The organism is Bacillus sp. sid0103 (genome assembly GCF_019219025.1).
Map to the genome: position 1 here is coordinate 1 of NZ_JAHUWN010000063.1, position 7,688 is coordinate 7,688.

Here is a 7,688-nt window from a genome sequence, read left to right on the forward strand (position 1 = left end):
GAACTTCGAGTGGCTCGAAAAATACGTGATCTCTTATCTGTTGACCTTCAAGCAGTTCAAGGACAAGTCCATAATTGGATAGATCGCTACTTTCCAGAATTCCTTACCGTCTTTAAAGATTGGGAAGATAAGGCTGCAATACAGTTATTAAAACTTAATTTATTGCCAAATGAATTAATCAATCTTACAGAACAGCAGATACTTGAACACCTTCGAAAAGCTGTTAAACGTGCGGTGGGACTCAGTAAAATAAAAGAACTAAAGCAGGTGGCAATGGTTTCAATTGGCATTCGTGAAGGTTCAGATATGGCTAAATTAGAGCTTCGCACATTAATAGATAAGTATGAACTCATAATTGAAAAGTTCGAAGAACTGGAATCTAATATAGATAAACTTCTTGAACAAATTCCTGGTGTTGAACAAATGTTGGCAATTAAGGGAATAGGGAAAGATACGATTGCAGGATTTTTCTCAGAGGTAGGAGAATTAACTTACTACTCGCACCCAAGACAAATTATCAAATTAGCTGGGCTTAGTCTAAAGGAAAATACATCTGGAAAGCATAAAGGGCAAACCAAAATTACAAAGAGAGGAAGAAAGACCTTAAGAGCTCTCCTCTTTCGAGTAGCAATGCCTTTAGTGGCTAAAAATACTGCGTTTAAAGCTTTACATGAGTATTTTACAAAACGCCCAAATAATCCTTTAAAGAAGATGCAATCTCTAATTGCAATATGTAATAAGCTCATACGCATTCTGTTTACGATTGGTAAAAAGCAGTGTGAATTTAGTGAAGAACGTATGTTAAGGGACATTCCTCATATGGCAGCATTACAGGTAGCAGCAGCTTAATTTTCTTTTGATCGAGATTAATTAGTAGGTTAATTGTTATAAACATTTGAAGCACGGATTAGTCAGTAAAACAACTAAAGTACGGGCAAGGACCCTGTCGGGCAGCATGACTGACATCCACCTCATGGAAAGGTTGGACGAAGGAATTTTGGAGCAAAGACTCTGTGAGAAATGGGAGGGTTGACCTCCATGAGAAATGTGGAGATCCACCAGTGCGACCATACTTTACCTGTATATCCACCTTTTGGATAAGGTTGGTTTGAAAGCTATTAATTGTTTTTTCACTTTGCTCCCAAAATTATCCTTTAGTACACAACTCTTCCAATATTCAAATGAATTTTAAAACAGACTACTGCGTAATTCAGAGAAAACAAGAGAAATCGAGAGATTTTCCTTTCTATATAGAGGGAGGATAGTTGAAGAAGGAAATGCCATAAACAAAGAGGAATATTATACTTAGGCTTGCTTTGTTCAGCTCGGATCTCCAACAAAAAGTTTTCCTACTAAATAGGGGGGGGAAATGGCATCTATTGTTTACACAGTTATATTAATTGTTAGTTTCTTATTTTTAGTGTTGAAAAAGGGCGAAGCAGAATCTTATTTTCCGATAAAAATAATTGGATACTTTATATTAGGTTCATTTGCTTTTAATTTCAATCAAATTCCACTTCCTCTTGGGTTTATAGTGTACCTGTTATTTTTTCGACCTACGTTAAATGTAGATGTAAAACGAATGGCATCTGTCTTTGGTGTTCTTGCATTTATACTGGTCCATTGGATTTTGCCATTTGCCATTCATGAATGGGAAAGCCGCCCAATATTTATCGAACATGAACTTGGTTCAGTATATACGATGAACCTTCAAGATGAATATGAACTGATTAAGCAAGAATTAAAGCTAGAAAACCAAAATTTAAGGCTTGAGGATTTTGAAGTAGAATATGTTAAAGATGGTAGAATTACAGACTTAAGCTGGCAGCTACTCGGACAAAATGGCAATAGCTATAATCTTTATCAAATTCGATATGATATTGGTAAGAGTAGGTATCTAGTTACAAATAGTCAGCTTGAAAAATGGCTCCAATACAATCGATTAATTGAAGCTGACCATTTCTTTGAAAATCTTAATGTGCTTGATATTAAGGATATTACTCATGCAAAGGGTGACTTTTCTTCCTATGTGATACGAAGTACAGGGGAACGAATCAATTATGCAGTAGAAAATCGAACTCATTTTTTCGTATCAAATGGAGAAATACAATTACTAGATGATAAACAGTTACCAGTTGAATGCTATTATATTTCAACCTTCGCAATGAAGAAAACTGAAGAAAAAAGAGATGATCAAGGAAATATCACACAAGAAAGCTTCGAAGGTACCGAATCATCTGATTATCTGTTTGATGTAAATTTTGATGAGGAATGATAAAAATACTAGATTTGGACTTTTTTTAACGTTTTTAATATCCATCTTGGATAATCTATTTGTCATGTGAATAGATACACTCAAAGTAACGGGGTGCTTATGTTAAAAATGGGATGGCTGCTGCGATCCCATTTTCTTATTGTGCTAAAGGGCAGGTTAGTGGAAGAAGGAAATACCGCCAATCTAATTGAATAATCTTAACAAAGGGGTGATTTTGTTGGAAAGTGTTCCGCAGGTGAGGGAAATACCGCTTGATGGCGAAATTGATGAACAGGAGTTTGTTGGAATAATCAAGCATTTATAAGCAAGACTGTTATATTTATGCGATTATTCCTGAATGGGAAGAAGAACTGTTAAACGAACTGTCGAATGATTTTATTTTAATAAATAAGATTAAGGTCCCTTTAATACGGATTTTCCCAAGAACCATAGGTTTTGTAGGATATGTCAAGGATAGTAAAAAACAATACATTTACAAGTTTTATTTACGGTCTACAACAATGGATTTTTTAGTTTTTTCAGAGTTCGATGTATCCCAACATTTAAATAAAATAAACAAGAAAAACATTGATATTAACAAAATATTTGAATCAAACAAAATCCCTCACATTACAATTGGTCCTGATGGTCAATGGCTAAATAAAGTTGAGTATTAAAATTATCTCCTTATTGAACTCCCATGAAAATAAAAAATGAAAAAAGGGCATGAAAAAATAGACCCAGAAAAACCAGTTTTTAAAAAAGGCTGAGCCTCTTGAAGAAAGAGTATAAGGCTATCTGGTAAATCGAAATAGTAATACCTTTCTATTTAATATAAAATCAGGAAAGCTGGCGCAACAACCAGAAAAAGGATTAATCTCCCATGAGTGCTACCCCTAAATGGGCGCGACAGTCGGTGGTACACCGTGGTCGTTGGAGTCAGACTAACGGATGGGCTCAAAGGCACCATAGTTCAAAGACCTTCTTCGCCAGCATTAAAACAGTATAGACTGCCTAATCCATTTTCATTCTCTGTGGTGAAGCGATGATTTTTGCGCTTCATGGATGGCTAACGGGTGCATTTCTTGAATAGAGGTGAAGTTCGTGAAATATACTTGTCCTTGTTGTGGGTATAAGTCATTAGATGAAGAACCACCAGGAACCTATGATATTTGCAGCATTTGTTTTTGGGAAGATGATGGAGTTCAATATAGAGACCCTGATTATGAAGGTGGTGCAAATGGGGTTTCATTAAGACAAGCACAACAAAATTTTATTAAATTTGGGGCTTGCGATGAAGGCAGTATTAAGTTTGTAAGAAAACCAAATAAAGAAGACATTAAAGCCCCGAACTGGAAACCGTTATAATATACATTTCATAAATGACTATGTTTCCTATTCAAGTAACGGGGGCAAGAGTTGAAGATCCAGCTGCCATTTTTGGCGGCTTTTTCATATTAAGCTAACGAAGCAGTTTAGTTGAACAAGCATTCCGAAAATATATGGTGCTTTATGGAAAAAATAATTTTTGGGAGGGGTTGGGAGAAGAAAGAAATTGAAAAAATTATTGTTAAATCCTTTTTTAATAAAGATAAACAACAAAGAGTTTTATTTGACCATTTGAGCTTTAAATTCAGGGGTAAATGTTCTTCTAGTCCTTGTCATATTGGCGTTCCTCCATAACCGAAGAAGATATAATAGACTTCCGAATTTAGTGGGTAACCACCGCAACTTGACAAGGGGACTCCAGGGGCATGCATTGCCAGCCAAGAAACCAGATGGCAAAGACATCTGGCTTGCTAGCTAGGCTAGCATACCCGCCTGTCCTAGTAATGTTGCTAGTATGGATCTCTTATACTAATTAGCAGTATGCCCTGATTTAGTGATTAGTCTACTGGACCTTATTTTTTTGTCCAGTTAAGTGTAGCTCATTCAACGCATATATAATAAAATGGCATCAATTTGCTAGTACATCTTGATACGCTTCCTTACTTTCAAGAACACTTTTTGCGTAAGGACATACAGGAATAATATATAAGTTTTCATCTCTTGCATATTCAGCTATCTTGTTTACTAATTCTTTGCCTAATCCACGACCATTATGTCCATCGTATACAACTGTATGGTTTACAATAATTAAATTTCTTCCATTTACATCTTTTCCGCTTGGGATAAATTGAATTCTTGCAATAATTTCATTAGATTCCTCAATATAGAATTCATTCTTGCCCATTTTAATTTCAGTCATTTCCTCATTCTCCTAACTTTTTTAGTTCTGTTTATTTTTGCTCATAAGTAAGTGCTCTGCTTGGACAACGATCAATCACTTCCATGATTTTTTCAGCTGTTGCATTCTGTGGTGATACCCAAGGTCTTTTCTGGGTATTGAATACACTGGGCAATCCCTTTACACATTCTGCTACATGTTTGCAAATATTGGATTTCCAATATATTTTGATACCTTCAGCTTCATAAGTTTTAATATTTTCGCTCATAATATCCTCCTTCTAATAGTTCTGTGGGAATAATAATTTTAAATTTATATTTCACAAAACTGTATGATGGGTTTTTACCAACAAACGAGCCACTTTGTAGCAACATTATAAATTTTTGAAAAACAATATTAATTTAATAGTACTTTATGTTATGAGGAATCTCCAATTTGAGGCTTGTTATTTAAAAATAAAATAATATAGACGTAGTGAAGTTATTTATAATTGGATTTTATTCCACAGAAATATAAACAGTAAAGGGGCTGCATTCCTGTAATAGTTGAAAAAAAGTTTGAAGGTTGTGAAAGGGTGTACTGATATGAACGAAACTGTCAATACCCATTAGTGGTATGGAAACCAAAAGCAGATTGAACCGCCACAACTGAAAAATCTTTCAGTTAACAGTAAGATAAAAGCTCGCCTAGCAGTGATTGAACAAAAAAAAGTTTTCTCGGCTTTTTCTTCACAAAATAAATATAAAAGTACCTAAAATAAAGTTTAAATTTACAGATATGATTTCGTTGCGATTTACCAACAAATTCATCAAATGGATGCTCATTTAATTATTGCTTACAATAAGCGGGGTGAAGGTGAAATTGGATTACACTTAAACTATCGGGTGCAAGAGTGAAGATCCAGTCGCCAATATTTGCGGCTTATTGAGCTAACAAAGCAGGATAGTTTAAGAAGGAATGGATGTGTGAATGACAAAATATATATATATATATATAAATCTTTAAAGGGGGATTTGGGTAAAAATGGAGAACTCGCATATGGATCAAGTGAAAACAAACGGAAAAGCCATAGCTTCTATGGTCTTGGGGATATTATCATTAGTTCTACCCTATATTGGACTCATTTTAGGAATTATAGGGATTGTTTTAGCAAAGAAATCATTTGCTGAAATAGATGTAAATAAACAATCTGGAAGAGGTATGGCAATAGCTGGATTGACAACCAGCATAATAGGAGTAGCCATTTACGGTTTATTATTGATTTTCATAACTATTGGAATTGCTACTGCATCAATGCAATAACGAGGAGATTGCTGTAGCAATCTCCTTTTTGTTATTGAACTAAAGTTGCAGGTTAGTTGAAGAGTTGCTTTCCAATAATATATATCGTATTATAAGATATGTTCTTATAATGCGATATAAAGAGGGATAATATGGTTAAAGAAATTGAACAGTTAAATCATCTTTGGACGAATATTTACTATCAATTACGTTATGACCACCAAGAAAAAATTACTCACCAAAACATACGCATACTACAAGTTATCCAAAAAGAGGACGAAGTAGGAATCAAAGAAATCGCTGAAGCGATTCAGGTGTCTCACAATACAGCTTCTGAGCATATTAAACGCTTATTGGAAAAAAAATATGTATTTAAAACCCGTAGCAGCGAGGATGAACGGAAGGTTATTCTGAGGCTTACCGATTTAGGAAACGATGTATTACACCGCCATTCCAGTCTCGATGAAGAAAAACTGAAACAAGTTCTATTCGAACAAATGAGCGATGAAGAAAGAAAATTGATCTTAGAGGCGTTTACATTATTAAAGGAGAGAGCAAAAGATGTTCGCAATCGTTAAAATTATTATTTCTGCCATTGTAATTGGCGTTATTACAGAATTTTCTCGAAGATACCCTCAACAAGGTGGAATTATTGCTGCCTTACCAATCGTCAGCCTTTTAAGTATTTTATGGCTATATACACAGGGTGAACAGATGGACAAATTAAGTAAGTTTGCTATTGGTGTTGTGTGGGGGCTTCCTGGAACAGTTGTGATGTTGCTAATCATAGGAATAGCACTGAAACATTCCATTCATTTATTTGCTTCATTAGGTCTGGGAATCGCAGGTTGGCTAATCTTATATTTTGCTCAAAACCTAATAGTGAAACATCTAATTAACTAATATGAGCAGTTTGTGAAGGAATGTACTTATACTAACGGGTGCTAGAGTTCAATAATGAATTACTCAGGCAGCTCGTTTTTCCCATTCAGCAAAAAGAATGTAGTTTAGTGAATTTGAAGAAATATAAAGAGAGTTAGGTGCTTACTTATTGAATATTGATGAATATATGTTCAAAAACTTTCCTGGTTTATCTCTTGAGCCTCCGTTATTTTATAACTGGAGTATTGGAATTCGTTTCGAGTTAGGTGATCCCAATGAGGAAAATGACGAAATATATATGGATAGCGTTTTAAAAAGAGCTAAAACTCTTTTACAAACTTTGCATAAAAAAGGTGATGAAATTTTTATTGTATGCTATTTTGATAAACTCCATCGAAAACCATATAAGAAATTAAATGTTTTCACCCCATTCCTAACTATGAAAAATATGAAGTACCAAATAAAACATCGCGTATTTCCGTTTCGTGACCCTGAAGACGATAAAGAAAACGAATGGGAAACCCACAGGTTATTATTAAAATGTGAGGTAGCTGACATCAATCTTACAAGAATAATACGGGCATTTTTTTATAGCGATATACCTCGTCTCTATTTTATTAATATTAATAAGGAGACAATTTTTAGTATTTACGATGATCGAGGCTGCGATTTAGTAGCAACTAAGAAAGAAACCATAGAAGAGATTTATCACGGTTTTAATCATTGGATTTTAGATTATGATAGGTCCCGTATAAATCAGTTGTTCAATGTAAAGGGATAAATTAACTCAAATTAATCATCAAATGGAAATCGTATGCAGATTCTCTTATATATCTCTTTCTAGCAGATTCTTATTGTGCTAACGGTGCAAGAGTTAAAAATGAGGGTCGCTGGGGCGATCTTTTTTTTCTTGTTTAACTAACGAAGCAGTTGTGCGGCCGAGCCTAGGTCGTATCATATAGCGGGTGGGATTCCCGCCGAGTAAGAACTAGCCATTCGCTCGTAGCGAGTCTTGGAGGGCTAATGGTAACATTAGTCTTTAAG

9 protein-coding genes are annotated in these 7,688 nt (G+C 34.7%); 7 read left to right on the forward strand and 2 right to left on the reverse strand.

Features of this window, described 5'->3' with window-relative positions; genetic code table 11:
- From KW850_RS31880 to KW850_RS31890, 3 genes are all read left to right on the forward strand, one after another.
- Window positions 1–849, forward strand: an 849-nt coding sequence (locus KW850_RS31880; protein ID WP_218351631.1) for a transposase, incomplete at its 5' end; no start/stop codon positions are given.
- Between the two features lie 520 nt (window positions 850–1,369).
- The gene (locus KW850_RS31885) at window positions 1,370–2,275 is read left to right on the forward strand and encodes a hypothetical protein (RefSeq protein ID WP_218351632.1); all 906 of its coding nucleotides are present in this window, start codon (window positions 1,370–1,372) and stop codon (window positions 2,273–2,275) included.
- Window positions 2,276–3,358: 1,083 nt separating this feature from the next.
- Window positions 3,359–3,622, forward strand: coding sequence for a CPCC family cysteine-rich protein (locus KW850_RS31890; protein WP_218351633.1), 264 nt, complete (start codon window positions 3,359–3,361; stop codon window positions 3,620–3,622).
- A gap of 589 nt (window positions 3,623–4,211) precedes the next feature.
- Here the strand turns inward: KW850_RS31890 and KW850_RS31895 are convergent.
- Window positions 4,212–4,502 (reverse strand): GNAT family N-acetyltransferase, encoded by a 291-nt coding sequence (locus tag KW850_RS31895; protein ID WP_026564936.1) that lies wholly within the window; start codon window positions 4,500–4,502, stop codon window positions 4,212–4,214.
- Between the two features lie 31 nt (window positions 4,503–4,533).
- A complete protein-coding gene (locus KW850_RS31900) occupies window positions 4,534–4,749 on the reverse strand; it encodes a (4Fe-4S)-binding protein (protein ID WP_218351634.1) in 216 nt (71 codons plus the stop codon).
- 770 nt (window positions 4,750–5,519) lie between these two features.
- On the opposite strand from KW850_RS31900, the gene KW850_RS31905 reads away from it, so the two are divergent.
- The 4 genes from KW850_RS31905 to KW850_RS31920 all read left to right on the forward strand — a co-directional run bounded on the left by KW850_RS31905 (window position 5,520) and on the right by KW850_RS31920 (window position 7,425).
- Complete coding sequence (locus KW850_RS31905; protein WP_256358578.1) at window positions 5,520–5,783, forward strand: DUF4190 domain-containing protein; 264 nt, start codon at window positions 5,520–5,522, stop codon at window positions 5,781–5,783.
- 131 nt (window positions 5,784–5,914) lie between these two features.
- Window positions 5,915–6,340 carry a MarR family winged helix-turn-helix transcriptional regulator gene (locus KW850_RS31910; protein WP_218351636.1) on the forward strand — a complete coding sequence of 142 codons (426 nt, stop codon included), beginning with the start codon at window positions 5,915–5,917 and terminating at the stop codon, window positions 6,338–6,340.
- Window positions 6,324–6,665, forward strand: coding sequence for a DUF3147 family protein (locus KW850_RS31915; protein WP_218351637.1), 342 nt, complete (start codon window positions 6,324–6,326; stop codon window positions 6,663–6,665). The genes KW850_RS31910 and KW850_RS31915 overlap by 17 nt, the downstream gene beginning before the upstream one ends.
- Before the next feature lie 148 nt (window positions 6,666–6,813).
- The gene (locus tag KW850_RS31920; RefSeq protein WP_218351638.1) at window positions 6,814–7,425 is read left to right on the forward strand and encodes a DUF3885 domain-containing protein; all 612 of its coding nucleotides are present in this window, start codon (window positions 6,814–6,816) and stop codon (window positions 7,423–7,425) included.
- Window positions 7,426–7,688 lie beyond the last annotated feature (263 nt).